Raw genomic sequence first — 19794 nt, 5'->3', positions numbered from 1 at the left:
GGATGTCAGCTGCCGGCGCTCCCCGTCGAACGAGCACCCGCAAGAGAACCACCGCCCACCAGCGAACCGCTGTCTCCACTACCAGTCGAACCACCGCGCGCCAACGATCCGGTTGCGATACACAACGATCCGGAGCACTTCCTGGCGGCGATCACCGACACGGCATCATCGTAAAAGTTGGCGACGTAGACGCGGAACCCGAACGGGCCCACCGCCACCCCGGCTGGGCCGGTCCCGACCGTAACGGTCTCGACTACCGTGTTCCCGGCGGTCTCGATCACCGACACCGTCCCCTCGCCGGTGTTGGTGATGTAGACGCCGGACCCGTTCGGGGTCACCGCCACCCCGAACGGGCTGTCGCCAACCGCAACGGTGTCGACCACGGTGTTTCCGGCGGTCCCGATCACCGACACCGAGCCGTCCAGGGTGTTGGTGACGTAGACGCGGGATCCGTCCGGGGTCACCTCCGCCTCTGACGGATCGTCGCCGACCGTAACGGTGTCGACCACGGTGTTTCCGGCGGTCTCGATTACCGACACTGTGTCCTCGAAGGCGTTGACGACGTACACGTGGGACCCGTCCGGAGTTACTGCCACCCCGGACGCGCCGTTCCCGACCGGAACGATGTCGACCACGCTATTGGTGTTGGTGTCGATCACCGACATCGTGAAGTTGAATAAGTGGGAGACGTAAGCACGGGACCCGTTCGGGGACACCGCCACCCCTTGAGGTACGTCCCCGACCACAACAGTGTCGACCACCGTGTTTGTGCCGGTGTCGATCACCGACACCGTGTCGTCAAATCTGTTGGTGACGTAGACGTGTGATCGGTTCGGGGTGACCGCCACCCCGAAGGGGCCGTCCCCGACGCCGACTGTATCGATCACCGTGTTGCCGACGGTCTCGATCACCGACACCGAGTCGTCAGCGGTGTTGGCGACGTAGACGCGCGACCCGAACGGGGACGCCGCCACCCCGACAGGTCCGCTTCCTACCGGAATGGTGTCGATCACGGTATCCGCTGCCGCCGCCCCCGCACCAATCCCGGCCATACCCAGCAGCATTGTGCAAGCCGATGCCATCCCGAACATCACACGTACGACGCGCCCCTCAGCCACTCGGCGACCTCGAAGCCTATTGATTCGGTCCACATTTCCCTCCTGCACCAGAGGAATTGAATAGACAGGCCATGCGGTGAGACGAACGGGCGAGGCTCGGCGTCGCCATGGACACGCGCTCGTCGGTGGCAGCGCCGCATCTCACCGCAGGTGCGGGTGTCAGCTGCCGGTGCTTCCCGCAGAACCAGCACCCGCCAGCGAACCACCGCCGGCCAAGGAACCGGTGCCTCCGCTGCCCGTCGAACCACCGCCCACCAGCGATCCGGTGGCGAGGCACAACGATCCGGAGCACCGCTCAACGGCGATCACCGACACCGTGTCGTCCGCACTGTTGGTGACGTAGACGCGGGACCCGAGTGGGGTGAGCGCCACAAAGGACGGGGCGCCCCCGACAGGGATGGTCTCGATGACGGTGTTCCCGGCAGTCTCGATCACCGACACCGCGTCGTCGCCGACGTCGGCGACGTAGACGCGGGACCCGTCCGGGGTCACCGCCACCCCGGCGGCACCGACTCCGACCCCGACGACGGTATCGACCACGGTGTTCCCGGCAGTCTCGATCACCGACACCGTACCGTCATCGTTGTTGCCGACGTAGACCCGCGATCCGTCTCGGGTGACCGCCACCCCGAGCGGGCCGTTCCCGACCCCGACTGTGGTGACTACGGTGTTGTCGACGGTCTGGATCACCGACACAGTATCGCCACCGGTATTGGTGACGTAGACGTGAGACCCGTCCGGGGTGACCGCCACCCCGATCGGGAAGGTCCCGACGCCGACTGTGGTGACCACGGTGTTGTCGACCGTCTGGATCACCGATACCGAAGGCGCACCGGTGGTGTTGGTCACGTAGACGTGGGACCCGTCCGGGGTCACCGCCACCCCGAAGGGGTCGTCCCCGACCGTCACGGTGTCGACCACCGTGTTGGTGAAGGTGTTGATCACCGACACCGAATCGTCGTCACGATTCGTGACGTAGGCGCGCGACCCGTCCGGGGACACCGCCACCCCCAGCGGGAAGTCCCCGACTGTCACGGTGTCGACCACAGTATTCGTGACGGTGTCGATCACCGACACCGAATCGTCGACGGCGTTGGCGACGTAGGCGCGGAACCCAAATGGGCTGACCGCCACCCCGTTCGGAAACTCCCCGACCGGAATGGTGTCGATGACGGTGTCCGCTGCCGCGGCCCCCGCGCCGATCCCGGCCATACCCAACACCATGACGCAAGCAGATGCCACCCCGAGGACCGCACGCCCCGCGCGTCCCCTGATCGTGCAACGACCTCGAAAACCACTGAGCCGATTCATATTTCTCTCCCACGCAAGAGGAATAAAACGGACAGGCGATTCAGCGAGACAACCAGCGCCCGGAGACGGCCACCAGCCGAAAGGAGGCTAACAACCGCAATCCACATCAGGCCCACGAATCGCCGAAGAGGCCACACAACGTCCAAGAAACGCAACGCCGCCACCGACACGAACCACCGGTGGCGGCGCCCCTAACTCACCACAGCTCGGGTATCAGCTGCCGGTGCTGCCAGCCGACCCCAGACCCGCCAACGAACCACCGCCCACCAGCGAACCGGCACCTCCACTGCCCGTCGAGCCACCGCCTACCAGCGAACCCGTGGCGATGCACAACGACCCGAGGCACCTGTCGACGCCGATCACCGACACCGTGTCGTCAAGAATGTTGGTGACGTAGGCGCGGGACCCGTCCGGGGTGACCGCCACCCCGAAGGGGAAGTCCCCGACGGGGACGGTCTCGACCTCCGTGGTGGTGATGGTGTCGATCACCGACACCGAATCACCGTCGGTATTGGTGACGTAGGCGCGGAACCCATCCGGGGTGACCGCCACCTCACGCGGACCGTCCCCGACCGCCACCGTGTCGACCACCGTGGTGGTGGCGGTGTCGATCACCGACACCGAATCATCGCCTCTGTTGGTGACGTAGGCGCGGGACCCATCCGGGGTCACCGCCACCCCACGCGGACTGCTCCCGACTGCCACTGTGTCGACGACCGTGGTGGTGGCGGTGTCGATCACCGACACCGAATCATCTTCTCTGTTGGTGACGTAGGCGCGGGACCCATCCGGGGTAATCGCCACCCCACGGGGACTGTTCCCGACCGTCACGCTCTCGACGACCGTGGTGGTGGCGGTGTCGATCACCGACACCGCATTACCGCCTCTGTTGGTGACGTAGGCGCGGGACCCATCCGGGGTGATCGCCACCCCTACCGGACTGTTCCCGACCTCCACTGTGTCAATGACGGTGTTCCCGGCGGTCCCGATCACCGACACGGAATTGTCGTCACGGTTGGTGACGTAGACGCGGGACCCGTCCGGGGTGACCGCCACCCCCGTCGGGAAGTCCTCGACCGCGACGGTATCGACCACGGTGTTCGTGCCGGTGCCGATCACCGACACCGAATTTTCCGATTGGTTGGTGACGTAGGCGCGCGACCCATCCGGGGTGATCGTCACCCCGACCGGGTTCTCCACCGGAATCGTGTCGATGACGGTATTCGCTGCCGCGGCCCCCGCGCCGATCCCGGCCATACCCCACACCATCGCAGAAGCAGCTGTCACCCCGAACATCAGACGTGAGACGCGCCTTCCGACCGTGCGGTGACCTCGAAAACCACTGAGCCGATTCACATTTTTCTCCTACATAAGAGGAATAAAACGGACAGGCCATGCAGTGAGACAACCAGCGGCCGGAGAGACCACCAGCCGACAGGGAGGCTAGCAACCACAATCCTCATCAGGCCCCCGACGCACCGAAGAGCCCCAGATCCACCAGAACGCACCACGCCGCCACCGACACGATCGCCGGTGGCGGCGCCCTCAACTCACCGCAGCGCGGGTGTCAGCTGCCGGCGCTGCCCGCCGAACCAGCACCCCCAAGTGAACCGCCGCCCACCAACGACCCGGTGCCTCCGCTACCCGTCGAACCACCACCCACCAGCGAACCGAACCCGAAGCACAGCGAGCCGAGGCACTCGTCGACGGCGATCACCGACACCGTGTCGTCGTCACTGTTTGCGACATAGGCGCGGAGTCCGAGCGGGGTGAATGCCACCCCGAGTGGGAAATCGCCCACCGCGACGGTGTCGACCACGGTGTTACCGACAGTCGCGATCACCGATACCGTATCGCCCGAGCTGTTGGTGACATAGACGCGGGACCCGTCCGGGGATACCGCCACCCCGCGGGGGTTGACCCCGACCGTCACGGTGTCGATCTCCGTGTTTGTGCCGGTGTCGATCACCGACACAGAATCGTCGATTCTGTTGGCGACGTAGACGCGGGACCCGTCCGGGGATACCGCCACCCCGCGGGGGCTGGCCCCGACCGTCACAGTGTCGATCTCCGTGTTTGTGCCGGTGTCGATCACCGACACCGAACCGTCGACGCTGTTCGCGACGTAGACGCGGGACCCGTCCGGGGATACCGCCACCCCACGGGGGCCGTCCCCGACCGTCACGGTGTCGATCTCCGTGTTTGTGCCGGTGTCGATCACCGACACCGAACCATCGATTCTGTTGGCGACGTAGACGCGGGACCCGTCCGGAGACACCGCCACCCCGAACGGGCCGTCCCCGACCGTCACGGTGGCGACCACCGTGTTCGTGACGGTGTTCAGCACCGACACCGAATCGTCGTCGTTGTTGGCGACGTAGACGCGGGACCCGTCCGGGGTGACCGCCAACATGTTCGGGGCACCCCCGACCGTGACGGTGTCGACCACCGTGTTCGTGACAGTGTCGATCACCGACACCGAGTCGTCATCATCGTTGGCGACGTAGGCGCGGAACCCAAAGGGGTTGACCGCCACCCCGATCGGAGAGCCTCCCACCGGAATGGTGTCGATGACGGTATCCGCCGCCGCGGTCCCCGCACCGATCCCGGCCATCCCCAGCACCATTGCGCAAGCAGATGTCACCCCGAACATCAGACGGGCGGTACGCCTCCCGACCACCGTGCGATGACCTCGAAAACCACTGAGCCGATTCACATTTTTCTCCCACACAAGAGGAACAAAACGGACAGGCCATGCAGTGAGACAACCAGCGACCGGAAACGACCACCAGCCGACAGGAGGCTAACAACCACAATCCGCATCAGGCCCCCGACGCACCGAAGAGCCCCACATCCACCAGAACGTGCGACGCCGCCACCGACACGATCACCGGTGGCGGCACCCTCAACTCACCGCAGCACGGGTGTCAGCTGCCGGCACTGCCCGCCGAACCAGCACCCCCCAGGGAACCCCCGCCCACCAGCGAACCGGTGCCACCGCTGCCCGTTGAACCGCCGCCCGCCAGCGATGCGGTGGCGATGCACAACGAACCTGAGCACCGCTCGACAGCGATCACCGACACCGTGTCGCCGTCGCTGTTGGTGACATAGGCTCGGGACCCGAACGGGGCTATCGCCACCCCGATCGGGGAGTCCCCGACGGGGACGATCTCGCCCACCGTGTTCCCAGCGGTCTCGATCACCGACACGGAATCGTCCAAGAGGTTGGTGACGTAGACGCGGGACCCGAACGGGGACACCGCCACCCTAACCGGGCGATCCCCGACCGTCACGGTGTCGACCACCGTGTTCGTGTCGGTGTCGATCACCGACACCGTGTCGTCAAGTCTGTTGGTGACATAAACGCGAGACCCGTCCGGGGTGACCGCCACCCCGCGCGGGCTGTTCCCCACCGCGATGGTAGTGAGCTCCGTGCTTGTCCCGGCGTCGATCACCGAAACTGTGTCGCCCACATTATTGGCGACATAGACGCGGGACCCGTCCGGGGACACCGCCACCCCTGTAGGGGCGGCGCCGAGTGGGATCGTATCGACCACGGTGTTACCGACTGTCTCGATCACCGATACCGAATCGTCGAAGAGTTCGGCGACGTAGACGCGGGACCCGTCCGGGGACACCGCCACCCCAGTAGGGAAGTCGCCGACTGGGATGGTCACGCTCACGGTGTTACCGACGGTCTCGATCACCGACACCGTGTCGGCGTCGGCCTCGGAGACGTACGCGCGGGACCCGTCCGGGCTCACCGCCACCGCGCGCGGGGAGTCCCCGACCGTCACGGTGTCGACCACCGTGTTCGTAACGGTGTCGATCACCGACACCGAGTCGTCGTCGCTGTTGGCTACATAGGCACGGAATCCAAATGGGTTGACCGCCACACCGCTCGGAAAATCCCCCACCGGAATGGTGTCGATGACGGTATCCGCTACCGCGGTCCCCGCACCGATCCCGGCCATACCCAGCACCATGATGCAAGCGGATGTCATTCCGACCATCAGACGTCGGACGCACCTCCCGATCGTGCGGTGACCTCGAAAACCACTGAGCCGATTCACATTTCCCTCCTACACAAGAGGAACAAAACGGACAGGCCATGCAGTGAGACAACCAGCGACCGGAGAGACCACCAGCCGACAGGAGGCTAACAACCACAATCCGCATCAGGCCCCCGACGCACCGAAGAGCCCCACATCCACCAGAACGTGCGACGCCGCCACCGACACGATCACCGGTGGCGGCGCCCCCAACTCACCGCGCAGATGTCAGCTTCCGGCGCTGCCCGTCGAACCGGCACCCGCCAACGAACCTCCGCCGGCCAAGGAACCTGTACCCCCACTACCCGTCGAACCACCGCCCACCAGCGATCCAGCGCCAATGCACAGCGATCCGGAGCACCTGTTGACGGCGATCACCGACACCGTGTCGTCGTCAGGGTTGGCGACATAGGCGCGGAATCCGAACGGGGTGAACGCCACCCCGGCCGGGGAGCCTCCGACAGGGATGGTCTCGACCACGGTGTTACCGAGTGTCGCGATCACAGACACCGAATCGCCACCAACGTTGGTGACGTAGACGCGGGACCCGTCCGGGGACACCGCCACCCCGTTCGGGTTGTCCCCGACCGTTACTGTGTCGACCACGCTATTAGTGAAGGTGGAGATCACCGACACCGAATCGTCGATTCCGTTGGCGACGTAGACGCGGGACCCGCCCGGGCTCACCGCCACAAACTGCGGGGAGACGCCGACCGAAACGGTGTCGACGACAGTGTTGCCGGCGGTCTCGACCACCGACACCGAAGCACTACCAGCGTTGGAGACGTAAACGCGAGACCCGTCCGGGGATACCGCAACCCCGTTCGGGCCGTCCTGGGTCACAAAGGTATCGTCCACCGTATTACCGGCAGTTTCGATAACCATTACATTATCGCTGCTGACATTGGTGACGTAGACATGAGATCCGTCAGGGGTGACCGCCACCCCGATCGGGAAGACTCCCACCACGACGGTGTCAATCACAGCGTTCGTACCGGTGTCGATCACCGACACCGAATTGCCTTGACTGTTGGCGGTGTAAACGCGGGACCCGTCCGGGGACACCGCGACTCCGAACGGACCGTCCCCGACCGCAACGGTGTCGACCACGCTATTCGTGAGGGTGTCGATCACCGACACCGAATCGCCGATGACGTTGGACACGTAGACGCGGGACCCGTCCGGGCTGACCGCCACCCCGAGCGGGACATCCCCCACCGGGATGGTGTCGATCACGGTCCCGGCCGCCGCGGCCCCCGCACCGATTCCGACCATTCCCAGCACCATCGCAGAGGCAGCCGTCACCCCGAGTATCAGTCGGGTGGCGCGCCCCCCGACTGTGCCGCGACCTCGAAAACCACTCAGCCGATTCACATTTCTCTCCTACTCGAGAGGAACAAAACGGACAGGCCATGCAGTGAGACAACCGGCGGGCCGGAGGCGACGGCCAGCCGACAGGAGGCTAACAGCCAGGAACCGTATCAAGCCCACGACGCACCGAGAGGCCTTACACACCGAAGGCGCGAGGCGCTGCCACCGACACGATCACCGGTGGCGGCACCCGCAACTCGTCGCACCACGGCTATCAGCTGCCGGCGCTGCCTGCCGAGCCGGCACCCGCCAGGGAACCCCCGCCCACCAACGAAGCGGTGCCTCCGCTACCTGTCGAACCACCGCCCACCAGCGAACCCCCGCCGACCAGCGAGCCGAAGTCGAAGCATAGTGACCCGAAGCACCTCTCGATGGCGATCACCGTCACTGTGTCGTCGCCACCGTTGGTGACATAGACGCGGGACCCGAGCAGGTTGACCGTCACCCCTGTAGGGGCAGCGCCGACTGGGATGGTCTCGACCACGGTGTTACCACGGGTCTCGATCACCGACAGGGTGTCGTCGTCGCCATTGGTGACGTAGACGCGAGACCCGAACGGGTTCATCGCCACCCCCACCGGGCTGTACCCGACATTGACGGTGTCAACCACCGTGTTCGTGGAGGTGTCGATCACCGACACCGTACTCTCGGCGTTGTTGGTGACGTAGACCCCGGATCCGTCCGGGGTGACAGCTACCCCGATCGGGCGATCTCCAACGGGGACAGTGGCGTCTACCAAGTTGGTGCCGGTGTCGATCACCGACACCGAATCGTCAATCCTGTTCGCGACATAGACGCGGGACCCGTCCGGGGACACCACCACCCCCCGGGGGCCGTTCCCGACATCGACGGTGGCGACCACCGTGTTCGTGGAGGTGTCGATCACCGACACCGTGTCGTCGTCGTGGTTGGTGACATAGACGCGAGCCCCGTCCGGAGACACCGCCACCCCGCGGGGCTCGTTCTCGACCGTGACGGTGGCGACCACCGCGTTCGTGGAGGTGTCTATCACCGACACCGTGTCGTCGTCGCGGTTGGTGACATAGACGCGAGCCCCGTCCGAAGACACCGCCACCCCGCGGGGCTCGTTCCCGACCGTGACCGTGGCGACCACCGCGTTCGTGGAGGTGTCTATCACCGACACGGTGTCGTCGTCAGTGTTGGCGACGTAGGCACGGAACCCAAATGGGTTGACCGCCACCTCGTTCGGGAAGTCCCCTACTGGAATGGTGTCGATGACGCTGTCCGCTGCCGCGGGCCCCGCACCGATCCCGGCCATTCCCAGCACCATTGCGCAAGCAGATGTCACCCCGAACATCAGACGCACGGAGCGGCCCCCGGCCGCGCGAAGACCTCGAAAACCACTGAGCCGATTCACATTTCTCTCCTACACAAGAGGAACAAAACGGACAGGCCATGTAGTGAGACAACCGGCGACCGGAGACGACCACCCGTCAACAGGAGGCTAACAACCACAATCCGCATCAGGCCCCCGAAGCACCGAAGAGGCCACACACCCACCAGAACGCAGCGCGCTGCCACCAACTCGATCGTCGGTGGCGGCGCCCCAAACTCACCGTAGCGGGGTGTCAGCTGCCAGCGCTGCCCGCCGAACCGGCACCCGCAAACGAACCCCCGACCACCAACGAACCGGCGCCTCCGCTACCCGTCGAGCCACCGCCCACCAGCAATCCAGAGTCGATGCAGAGCGAGCCGAAGCACTTCTCGACGGCGATCACCGACACCGAGTCGTCGGCAAGGTTGGCGACGTAGACGCGGGACCCGTCCGGGGACACTGCTACTCCGAACGGGTTATCCTCCGTCGGAACGGTTTCGACCACCGTGTTGTCGGCGGTCTCAATCACCGACACCGAGTCCCCACTGCTGTTGGTGGCGTAGACGTGGGACCCGAGCGGGTTCACCCCCACTCCCACCGGGCCGTCCCCGACCGCGACGGTTTCGACCACCGTGTTGCCGGCGGTCTCGATCACCGACACCGAATCGGCGCTGAAGTTGGCTACATAGAGGCTGGCCCCGTCCGGGCTCACAGCCACCCCGTAAGGGCCGTTTCCCGTCGAAACGGTGTCGACCACGGTGTTGCCGGCGGTCTCGATCACCGACACCGAAGCGTCGAAGTGGTTGGCTACATAGACGCTGGCCCCGTTCGGGCTCACCGCCACTCCGAACGGGCTGTCCCCGACGTCGACGGTGTCGACCACCGTGTTGCCGGCGGTCTCGATCACCGACACCGAATCGTCGAGGTGGTTGGCGACATACACGTGGGACCCACCCGGGGACACCACCACCCCCGCAGGGCCGTTCCCGATATCGACGGTTTCGACCATCGTGTTGCCCGCGGTCTCGATCACCGACACCGTGTCATCACCGTAGTTGGCGACGTACACGTGGGAACCGCCCGGCGTCACCGCCACCCCGCGCGGGAAGTCCCCGACCGGCACGGTGTCGACCACCGTGTTCGTGACCGTGTTGATCACCGACACCGAATCGGCAGCGGCGTTGGTGACGTAGGCGCGGGACCCGTCCGGGGTGAGCGCCACCCCGAGCGGGCCATCCCCCACCGGAATGGTGTCGATGACGGTGTCCGCGGCCGCGGCCCCCGCCCCCGTCCCCGCCGTCCCCAGCACTAGCGCGGAGGCAGTTGCCACGCCGAACATCAGACGGGCAGCGCGCTTCCCGACCGTGCGATGACCTCGAAAACCACTGAGCCGATTCACATTTTTCTCCTACATCAGAGGAACAAAACGGACAGGCCATGCGGTGAGACAACCGGAGGCCGGAGACGGCCACCAGTCGAAAGGAGGCTAACAACCACAAACCGGATCAGGCCCGCGAATCACCGAACAGGTCCCACACCCACCAGGCCGCACGAAGACGCCGCCACCGACACTGGCGTCGGCGGCGGCGTCCTTCTTCCTTCGATTTGGTTGTCGGCTTCGGGCGCTGCCCGTCGGCCAGCCTCAGGCCAGCGGACTACTGCCAGTCAGCGATCAGGAGGTGCAGAACGATCCGAAGCAGGTCCCGTCGGCGATCACCGACACCGTCGAGGCCTCATGGTTGACGACGTAGACCGGGGATCCGTCAGGGCTCACCGCCACTCCGTACGGGTAGTTCCCAACTCGAATCCTCTCGACCACTGAGTTCGTGGCGGTGTCGATCACCGACACCGAAGCGTCGTAGAGGTTGGTGACGTAGGCGCGGGAGCCGTCCGGGGTCAGCGCCAACCCCCACGGGAAATCTTCGGCCGGAATCGTCTGGGCCACGGTGTCCGTGGCGGTATCGATCACCGACACCGTGTCGCTACCACCGTTGGCGACGTAGACGCGGAGCCCGTCCGGAGTCACCGCCAACCCTCGCGGGTAGTCGCCGACCCTGATGGTGTTCATCAGAGTGTTCTCACTAGTTTCGATCACCGACACCGAGTCTTCGAGAGCGTTCGTGACGAACGCGCGAGACCCGTTTGGGGTGAACGCCACATACTGCGGGCCATTCCCCACCCCAATGGTTTCGACCACCGTGCGATCGGCGGTCTCGATCACCGACACCGTGTCATCGCCGTTGTTGGTGACGTAGACGCCAAGTCCGTCCGGAGTCGTCGCCACGCCAACCGGGGTGTCCCCGACCTCGATGGTGTCGATCACGGTGTTGCCGGCGGTCTCGATCACCGACACCGTGTCCTCCAACTGGTTCGTGACGTAGACGTGGGAACCGTTCGGGCTAACCGCCACTCCAGCCGGGGCGTCCCCGACTCCGATGCTGTCGATCACCGTGTTGCCGGCGGTGTCGATCACCGACACAGAATCGCTGACAACGTTGGTGACGTAGGCGCGAGACCCGTCCGGGCTAACCGCCACCCCGAACGGGGCTGTCCCCACGCGGACAGTGTCGACGACGGTGTCCGCCGTCGCGGCACCCGCCCCCATTCCCGCCACACCCAGCGCCATCGCAGAAACAGATACCACCCCGAACATCGCACGTGCGGCGCGCCTCCCAGCCGTTCGGCGACCTCGAAAACCACTGAGCCGATTCACATTTCTCTCCTACATCAGAGGAACACAACGGACAGGCCATACAGCGAGACAACCAGCGGCCAGACCCGACCACCAGCCCAAAGGAGGCTAACAACCCAAAACCGGCTCCGACGCCCGAATCACCGAAACAGACACACGGCTCGCAGGCCGAACGACGCCGCCGCCGACACGATCGTCGGTGGCGGCGCCCTAACTCACCGCGATGTGGGTGTCAGCTGCCGATGCTGCCCGTCGAACCGAAGCTGACTGGGGAACTACCGCCCGCCAGCGATCCGAGCGATCCGGTGCCGATGCAGAACGATCCGGAGCATGTGTCGACGGCGATCACCGATACCGTGTCGTCCACATTGTTGGCCACGTAGACCCGGGAGTCGCCCGGGGTCACCACCACCCCCCGTGGGCCGTCCCCTACTTCGATGGTGTCGTCCAATGTGTTCCTGTAGGTTTCGATCACCGATACCGAGTCGCCCACCTCGTTTGTCACGTAGACGCTCGACCCGTCGGAGGCTACCGCCACCCCGACCGGCGCGTCCCCGACCGCAATGTCGTCGACCACGGTGTTCCTGAACATTTCGATCACCGATAGCGTGCCGTCGGCGCTGTTGCTCACATACACGTAGGTCCCGTCCGGGTGCACCGCCACCCCGGTCGGCGCGTCTCCGACGTTCACGGTGTCAACTAGGGTGTTGCTACCGGTGCGGATCACCGACACCGTGTCGTCCAGGGTGTTGGTGACGTAGACGCGAGAACCCTGCGGGCTTGCCGCCACGAACTGCGGTCCGTCCCCAACCGGGATGGTCTTGACTACCTCGTTCGTGCGGGTGTCGATCACCGACACCGAATCGTCGGAGAAGTTGGCGACGTAGACGCGGGAACCGAACGGGCTCACCGCCACCCCACGCGGGTTGTCCCCGACATCGACGGTGTCAACCAGAGCGTTGGTGCCTGTTCGGATCACTGAGACGGTGTCGTCCAGGGAATTGGTGACGTAGACGCGGGAACCGTGCGCGCTCGCCGCCACCCCTTGCGGGCCGTCCCCGACGTCGATGGCGTCGACCACGGTGTTGCCGGCAGTCTCGACCACCGACACCGAGTCGTCGTCGAAGTTGGCTACATAGACACGTGCCCCGGACGGGGCCACCGCCACCCCATCCGGGCCGTTCCCGACCGGAATCGCTTCGGTGACGGTACCCGCTGCCGCGGCCCCCGCACCGATCCCGGCCATGCCCAGCACCATCGCAGAAGTAGCCGTCACCCCGAACACCAGACGCACGGCGCGCCCCGCGGCCGTGCGGTGACCTCGAAAACCACTGAGCCGATTCACATTTCTCTCCTACATCTGAGGAACAAAACGGACAGGCCATGCAGCAAGCCAACCGGCGGCCGGACCCGACCACCTGCCGAAACGAGGCTAACAACCACAATCCGGATCAGACCGGGGAATCACCGAAAGCCCACACAACCACCAAGGAGCGCGATGCGTGGTGTGTTGCATCCCCCGCTTCTCCGGCGTCATTCGTGGTCGCCGACGTCGGGGGCCGATTCATCAGGTCGTCGTGGCTGCGGCGGCTCATCGGTGTCGGCCACGATCTGCCGTCGCCAGCACCCAGCTGACAGCCGACTGCTGCTACGGAGCCTCCCCGATCGGCAAGAAGTCGGCAGTCGAAACGTCGCAGCTCTCGCGCACCGATCCATTCGCCCTCTCCCCCGCGTCCACCACTGATATCAGTTCCGTTCGCTCAGTTGGACGTCCTCAACCGCGGATCGGTTCCGTGGTCGTGCGAGGAATTGGGCGGTTCTATTCGATCTACAGCGCGCCGAGACCGAAGTGCCAAACGTAATCGGTTGTCCAGCAATATTTCTACGAGTTCTCGGTACCGGACCCGACCCCAGAAGCCGGGGCCTGTCTCAAGATCGTGTCCTCACGGCACGGTCCGGAGGTTCTCCCTCGAGCTCGGCCATGCGCGCTGCATCCTCGATAGTGTCCGCTGATCGGTCAGCCGACATCGGCCTGCCATCGGTGGCCCGCTTCCGGAGGAACGCGGGACCCCACCAGTTGACATCGCCCATGAGCTTCACCAAAGCAGGTACGAGCAACATCCGAACCAAGGTCGCATCGAGTGCGAGAGCGATGATCATCCCCATTCCGATGAACCGCATGGGCGTCAGTTCCGAGAGCGTGAACGCGCCTGTCACGAGAATCAGCAGCGTTGCTGCGGCAGTCACGACGCGGCCCGTACGGGTAGCGCCAACGAGGATCGCTTGTTCTGTGGTGGCGCCGGCCTGCCTGGCCTCAACCATCCTCGAGATGAGGAACACCTCGTAGTCGGTGGACAACCCGAACACGACGGCGATTACCAGCACCACCATCCCCGCTGGCAGCGGTCCCTGGCTGACGCCCAGGACACCGGCAAAATGACCGTCGTAGAAAACCAGAGTGAGGATCCCGAATGTCGCGGCCAGACTCAGAAACGCCACCGCGACCGCTTTGATCGGCAGGACGATCGAACCGAACGCCAACAGCATCAGCAGTAGCGTCGCGGCCGCCATGACAGCGAGCATCACCGGCAGCCACTTGATGATGGCGTCGACACCGTCGACGGTGATCGCCGTCAGCCCCCCGATCTGAACATTCATTCCTTCCGGTGTGTCCAGCCCACGTACCTGTTCGACAACCGCCACCGCGCCCTGCGAGCGATCCGGAACAGACAAGCGCGCCTGCATGATGACGACGCCGTCCTTGCTACCGACGACGGCAACGGTCGTGACGCCGTCGATACCCGACACGGCATGGCGGAACTTCGCGAGCGCGCTGGGGGTGGGCGCGGCGCCATCGACACCGGTACCGAGGATGAGGACTCCGCTATTGGCGGCAGGCAGTTCCGTGGCGATCGTTTCGGCTCCGAGCCTGGCGGAACTGTCCGGGGCGAACGCAGTGTGGTCGACGTCGCCGAACTTGACACCGAACACCGGCGTCGCGACCAGTACGAATACCGACACGATTCCGAAGGCAACCGCGCCCGGACGGCGAAGGACCGCGCCGGTGACCCGTCCCCAGAACCGTTGCGCACGAGCCTCGCCCCGCTCGAAGGTGTCCTTTCGCCAACTCCACTTGCCGATACGGTGACCAACCAGGGCGAGCGCTGCAGGCAGTGCTGTCAGCGACATCGTTGCGGCCACCGCAACGGCCGACATGGCCCCGAACCCGAGGGATTTGAGCACGGGCTGCGGAAACACCAACGTTCCAGCGAACGCACACATCAGCAGCAACGCAGAGAACGCGACGGTACGTCCGGCCGTGCCCAAAGTGCGGGTGAGTGCCGACTCGACGGCGGCGCCGTCACGGGCGAGTTCCTCGCGGAACCGGCTGACGATGAACAGTCCGTAGTCGATGGCCAGCCCCAGGCCGAGCAGCGAGGCGATGTTGACGGCGAAGACGTTGACGTCGGTAAATTCGGAGATCAGCCGCAACGATGCCAGTGCGCCGAGAATGGAGAGCAGGCCCACTGCCACCGGTAAGGACGCGGCCACGAGGCCGCCGAAGACCATGACCAAGACCACCAAGGTGACCGGCAGCGACAGTAGCTCCGCGACTACCAGATCGCGCTGGGACTGCTCGTTGATTTCCGCAGCGAGAGCGGCGAATCCGGTGATCTCGGTGTCGACACCGGGCACGGTGAGGTGCGGGGCGATGTCTCCGAACGCGGCGAGGCGTGCGTCCTCATCTCCAGCGGCGAACACCAGCGCGAGTACCTTGGTGCCGTCCTCGGAACGCAGAAACCCTGCACCAACCGGGGTATTCCAATAGGTGACCACCGGGCGGTCCAGCAGCACCGGATCGATTGCTTCGAGGCTCCGATGAACTTCGTCGCCGACCTCGTCGATGGTTCGGTCGTCCGGAATTGTGTACACGGCAACCACATCCGGTGACTGCCGACCGAAGTGCTGCTCTACGAGTCGATCGACCTCAACGGACTCACTACCAGGGTCGGAGTAGCCACCGGCGCCCAGCTTGTCCATCACGGACGATCCCCATGCTCCGGCGATCAGGATCAGCGCGATGGTGCTCAGCAGCACCGTCCACCGGTGCCGGAAGATCGTCGAGGCCCACCGATTCACGAATGTGCGCTTTCGGCCGTGGCCGGATCCGCGAGCGCGGCAGCCAGGTCGGGGTACACAGGTGTGAACACGCCGAGGTGGCCCGCCCGGTCGTAGCGGGAGCTACCGCGGTAGCCGGCCAACTCTTCGAGGCGTTCGCGTCCGTAGTAGCCGCCACCGACGGTGGACGGCTTGGCCGGAGTGAGAAGCCCGTTCACTGCGGCATCGAGATTGCGTTCGAACAGGGTGTGGCAGGCACGCAGTCCGGTCATCATCACCTCCTGAAACCGGTCCTCTGGCCGGATCGGGAACTCTTCGACGTCGAGGACGGCACCGGTGTCGACGCCATGGTCAACCTCGTGGAGGGTTGCCCCGTAGCGGGTCTCACCGTTGAGGAGCGCATACGTGATCGCAATCTCGGGGCGCCCGCGATAGGCCGGTAGCGGCCCGTTGTGGATGTTGTAGATCCGCAGTCCGAAGTCGAGGAGAGGGGCCCTGAGGATCGTTGGGTTGTTGATCGACCAGACGAGCCCGTCACTGCACGCGGACTTGATCCGAATGGCGTCGGTGTTGACGTCGCGGGTCTTCAGCACCGGGACTTGGTCGGGTGCGGTCTGGTCGGAGCGGGTGCAGACGAGGTCGACGCGGTATCCGCCCGCGGTGGCAGCCCGGACCGCACGCCAGAGCAAGGCTCCTTCGCCGATGAAGATCACGCCGCCGCTCCTCGCGCGGCGACTGCGGCGGCGTGGACCTGAGTGAGAGTCATGTTGTTGACCAGGCCCTCGAGCTGTTCGACGAACCGCGCCTCGCCGTCCGGTCCGACGATGGTGGCCGAAACCTGGGAGAGCATCTCCAGGGAGGCGAGCGAATCTCCACCGAGCGCGAAGAAGTCGGCGTCCGGTGTCACCTCGCCGGGGGCGATCTGGAGAATCGACGCCCAGATAGTGGCGATCCGGTCAACCTCGGCTCCCTCGACGTCCGCTCTCTGCGTTGTCCCATTCACTGCGGGCGCGTCCAGACCTGCGTCAGGGATGCCGGGTAGGCGGGCAAGGTCGATCTTGCCGTTGGCCGTGAGGGGGATATCGTCGACTGGGTGGATCACAGCGGGGATCATGTAGGAAGGCACGTGCTCTCCCAGATACTCACGTACGGCAGCGATATCGACGTCGGCATCGGCGACCAGGTAGGCAACCAGGGCGTTGCCGCCGGCCGCCGTCGGGCGGGCGGCGACTGCGACTTGGCCGGTTCCAGGCATCTGCTCGAGCACTGCCTGAACCTCTCCTGGCTCGACACGATTGCCGCGAATCTTGACCTGATCATCCACTCGGCCGACAAAGTCGAGGCTCTGGTTAGGCAACACCCGCCCGAGGTCTCCGGTGCGGTAGACACGTTCGCCGCCGGGCAGGGTGATGAACCGTTGTGCGGTCAACTCGGGGCGACCAAGGTACCCACGGGCCACCTGAGGGCCACCGAAGCACAATTCACCGATCTCACCCGCAGCGACCGGCCGCTGCAGCTCGTCCAGCAGGAAGACCGGGGTGTTGACGGCGGGGCGACCGATAGGGACCGATAGCGCATCCGGGTCGGGTGCTGGGCCGACAATGTGTGTAGTGCAGGCGACGGCCAGTTCCGCCGGCCCGTAGCTGTTGAGCAAGCGGGTTCCGGCACCGAAGAAGCCGCGTGCTCGCGTGGCGAGTCCGGGCAGGACACGTTCACCGCCGATGATGACCGTCCGCGCCTCGGGCCGGGTGATGTCCAGGCGCAGGACGACCTCGAGCAGGCTCGGGGTGAGCAGGAAGGTGTTGGCACCGGAATCGACCAGCATCGCGCGCAACGACAGGTGCGAGATATCTTCGGGCACAAGAGTTATCGAACCGCCGGTCAGCAGAGAGCTGAAGAACGCGGCGCAGGCCATGTCGGCGGACGGGGTGTGGTGGTGCGCGAACCGGGTGTCGGGCCCCAGACACCACCATTCGGTGGCGGCATCGACGAAGTTGACGATGCCGCGGTGCGGGACGAGGACACCCTTTGGCCTGCCGGTCGACCCGGAAGTGTAGGTGACGTATGCGATGTCTTCACCGCTGATCGGCACTGTCACCGGAGAATTCGCTTGTCTCGGGAGGTCTTCGAGGACCATCGCCGGGGTGTCGGTGGGGATGAGCTGTGCATGCTCATCGGCGGTCAGCAGTATCCGGGCCTTCGAGTCTTCGAGGATCGCGGTGAGCCGGTCGGTCGGGTGCTTCGGGTCCAGGGACAGGAACGCTGCACCGGTTCGCATGATGCCGAGTTGGCTCGCCATCGCGGCAGGAATGCGTCCGGCCAGGATCGCGACTATCGAACCGGGACCGACGTCGTGGCTGATCAGAACGGCCGCGATCGCATCGGCCCAGTCGTCGAGCTGGCGGTAGGTGTACTCGCCGTCGGGGCCGCTGACCGCCACCGCGGCCGGGGTGCTCTCGGCGTGGTAGCGAAACCGGCTGTCCGTGGTGTCCCCCATGGACACGATGTCCGCCCCGGGCACGGGGCCGAGTGTTGGCAGAGCCGGTTCGACGGCGTCGAGCGGCGCGGCGGCGGGCGCGGCAAGCTCACCGATGAGCCGGTCGAGGAGCGTGTCCAGTTGCTCGTTGACGCCATCACCCGCACGGCAGGACACTGTGATCTCGGTGCCGGCACCGGTTTCGACGATCACGAACGACATCGGGACGAGCCCGGTGTGTACGGGTAGGGCGCGTGCGGTCGCAGCGGTGAAGCCGGACGCCGCGAAGTCGTCGAGGTCAATCAGACCGGCGTGGGAAACGATAGCCGACACCAGGTTTCGATCCATGCGGGCGCCAAGTCGGTGTGCGCCCGTCACTATGGCGCGGGCGACCGGGCCGGGGAGACGTGCGAGGCCGCCGTTGTCCATCTCGGCGAGTTCGCGGCGGTCGGCGAGGCGGGTGAGGATCTGGGCGTGGACTTGCTGCCACGTAGCACCAGGGTCGACGTCGACGAACAGCGGCAGGGCGAGGTTTGCAGTCGAACGAGTAGCAGGATCATGTCGACGAAGATCGACCGGGACCATGAACCGGGCCGCGGAACCGACCGCGTTGGCGAGATGCGCACAGATCCGGGCAACCACGGCCGGCGTCGTGCTGGGAATTGTGCGGTGCCGCCATACAAACTTGCCCGAGCGGGGCGCCCGGCCGGGAGCGCCGAGCGGTGCCCGTCGGGTCGGCAGCAGCGTCGTGGGTTTATTCGTGGCCCCGACGCGGTCGACGAGGTCGTGGTCGGCAGTCGGATCCGGGGCACCGATGGGTTCCTGTCCCCGTAGAACCCGGAAGACGTCCGAAGCCCACATTTGCACGCCCTTCGCATCCATCACGCCGTGGAACGCGCGGAAAACGACGCTCGTCTCCGACGCCCCGCGAGCGAGGACGACCTCGGTGGTGGCGAGATCGTCGCTACCGAGGCTGCTCTGCAAGATGGGGTCGTCGTCGAGGTCAGTGAAGTCGATGGGACGGTCGACGATCTTCACCTGTGGCGCACGCCCGGTATCGACCCAGTTCCGGCCCTCACGGATCAGCCTCGCGCCAGGGCACGCCGCGGACGCCTGGTCGACGGCGACCTCGAGAGCGGCGGGATCGATCTCGCCGCTGCCGGTGACGACTAGCTGGATCGCGAACGGCGGGGCGAGCGGCTGCGTCGTGATGTAGAGCCGCTCGGTTGCGGAGATCGGGCGCTGGAATGTGGCGTCGGTGGTCACGGGATCCTCTTCGCGGAAGGGTGGAACAGGGTTCGCGGAAGGCCTGAACCAGG

At 65.5% G+C, this 19794-nt stretch carries 13 protein-coding genes; all 13 read right to left on the bottom strand.

Features of this window, described 5'->3' with window-relative positions; genetic code table 11:
- Window positions 1-5 precede the first annotated feature (5 nt).
- The 13 genes from EGT50_RS06290 to EGT50_RS06230 all read right to left on the bottom strand — a co-directional run bounded on the left by EGT50_RS06290 (window position 6) and on the right by EGT50_RS06230 (window position 19741).
- Window positions 6-1118: a YncE family protein gene (locus EGT50_RS06290; protein WP_235870610.1), complete on the bottom strand. Its 1113-nt coding sequence runs from the start codon at window positions 1116-1118 to the stop codon at window positions 6-8.
- Between the two features lie 159 nt (window positions 1119-1277).
- On the bottom strand, window positions 1278-2429 hold the full coding sequence (locus tag EGT50_RS06285) for a beta-propeller fold lactonase family protein (protein WP_127951709.1): 1152 nt from the start codon (window positions 2427-2429) through the stop codon (window positions 1278-1280).
- A 213-nt stretch (window positions 2430-2642) separates the two neighbouring features.
- A complete protein-coding gene (locus tag EGT50_RS06280; protein WP_408014607.1) occupies window positions 2643-3716 on the bottom strand; it encodes a beta-propeller fold lactonase family protein in 1074 nt (357 codons plus the stop codon).
- A 280-nt stretch (window positions 3717-3996) separates the two neighbouring features.
- On the bottom strand, window positions 3997-5073 hold the full coding sequence (locus EGT50_RS06275) for a beta-propeller fold lactonase family protein (protein WP_408014606.1): 1077 nt from the start codon (window positions 5071-5073) through the stop codon (window positions 3997-3999).
- A gap of 283 nt (window positions 5074-5356) precedes the next feature.
- On the bottom strand, window positions 5357-6433 hold the full coding sequence (locus EGT50_RS06270; RefSeq protein ID WP_235870609.1) for a beta-propeller fold lactonase family protein: 1077 nt from the start codon (window positions 6431-6433) through the stop codon (window positions 5357-5359).
- A 276-nt stretch (window positions 6434-6709) separates the two neighbouring features.
- Complete coding sequence (locus EGT50_RS06265; RefSeq protein WP_235870608.1) at window positions 6710-7855, bottom strand: beta-propeller fold lactonase family protein; 1146 nt, start codon at window positions 7853-7855, stop codon at window positions 6710-6712.
- Between the two features lie 211 nt (window positions 7856-8066).
- Window positions 8067-9230: a YVTN family beta-propeller repeat protein gene (locus EGT50_RS06260; RefSeq protein WP_235870607.1), complete on the bottom strand. Its 1164-nt coding sequence runs from the start codon at window positions 9228-9230 to the stop codon at window positions 8067-8069.
- Window positions 9231-9441: 211 nt separating this feature from the next.
- Window positions 9442-10587: a beta-propeller fold lactonase family protein gene (locus EGT50_RS06255; RefSeq protein ID WP_206615757.1), complete on the bottom strand. Its 1146-nt coding sequence runs from the start codon at window positions 10585-10587 to the stop codon at window positions 9442-9444.
- Between the two features lie 273 nt (window positions 10588-10860).
- On the bottom strand, window positions 10861-11832 hold the full coding sequence (locus EGT50_RS06250) for a YVTN family beta-propeller repeat protein (RefSeq protein ID WP_235870606.1): 972 nt from the start codon (window positions 11830-11832) through the stop codon (window positions 10861-10863).
- Window positions 11833-12112: 280 nt separating this feature from the next.
- Window positions 12113-13225, bottom strand: coding sequence for a YVTN family beta-propeller repeat protein (locus EGT50_RS06245; RefSeq protein ID WP_127951707.1), 1113 nt, complete (start codon window positions 13223-13225; stop codon window positions 12113-12115).
- 584 nt (window positions 13226-13809) lie between these two features.
- Window positions 13810-16020 carry an MMPL family transporter gene (locus EGT50_RS06240; protein WP_127951706.1) on the bottom strand — a complete coding sequence of 737 codons (2211 nt, stop codon included), beginning with the start codon at window positions 16018-16020 and terminating at the stop codon, window positions 13810-13812.
- Window positions 16017-16712 carry a formyltransferase family protein gene (locus EGT50_RS06235; protein WP_164873352.1) on the bottom strand — a complete coding sequence of 232 codons (696 nt, stop codon included), beginning with the start codon at window positions 16710-16712 and terminating at the stop codon, window positions 16017-16019. Before EGT50_RS06235 ends, EGT50_RS06240 begins: the two co-directional genes overlap by 4 nt.
- A complete protein-coding gene (locus EGT50_RS06230; RefSeq protein ID WP_127951704.1) occupies window positions 16709-19741 on the bottom strand; it encodes a non-ribosomal peptide synthetase in 3033 nt (1010 codons plus the stop codon). The genes EGT50_RS06235 and EGT50_RS06230 overlap by 4 nt, the downstream gene beginning before the upstream one ends.
- Window positions 19742-19794: the final 53 nt, after the last annotated feature.

This window comes from Rhodococcus xishaensis (genome assembly GCF_004011825.1).
Classification (GTDB): Bacteria; Actinomycetota; Actinomycetes; order Mycobacteriales; family Mycobacteriaceae; genus Prescottella; species Prescottella xishaensis.
This window is presented reverse-complemented; position numbering and strand designations above follow the sequence as displayed.

Excerpts from the sequence above, each read along its gene's own strand:
- EGT50_RS06285 (WP_127951709.1), bottom strand. The coding sequence starts at position 2,429 with ATGAATCGGCTCAGTGGTTTTCGAGGTCGTTGCACGATCAGGGGACGC.
- EGT50_RS06270 (WP_235870609.1), bottom strand. The coding sequence starts at position 6,433 with ATGACATCCGCTTGCATCATGGTGCTGGGTATGGCCGGGATCGGTGCG.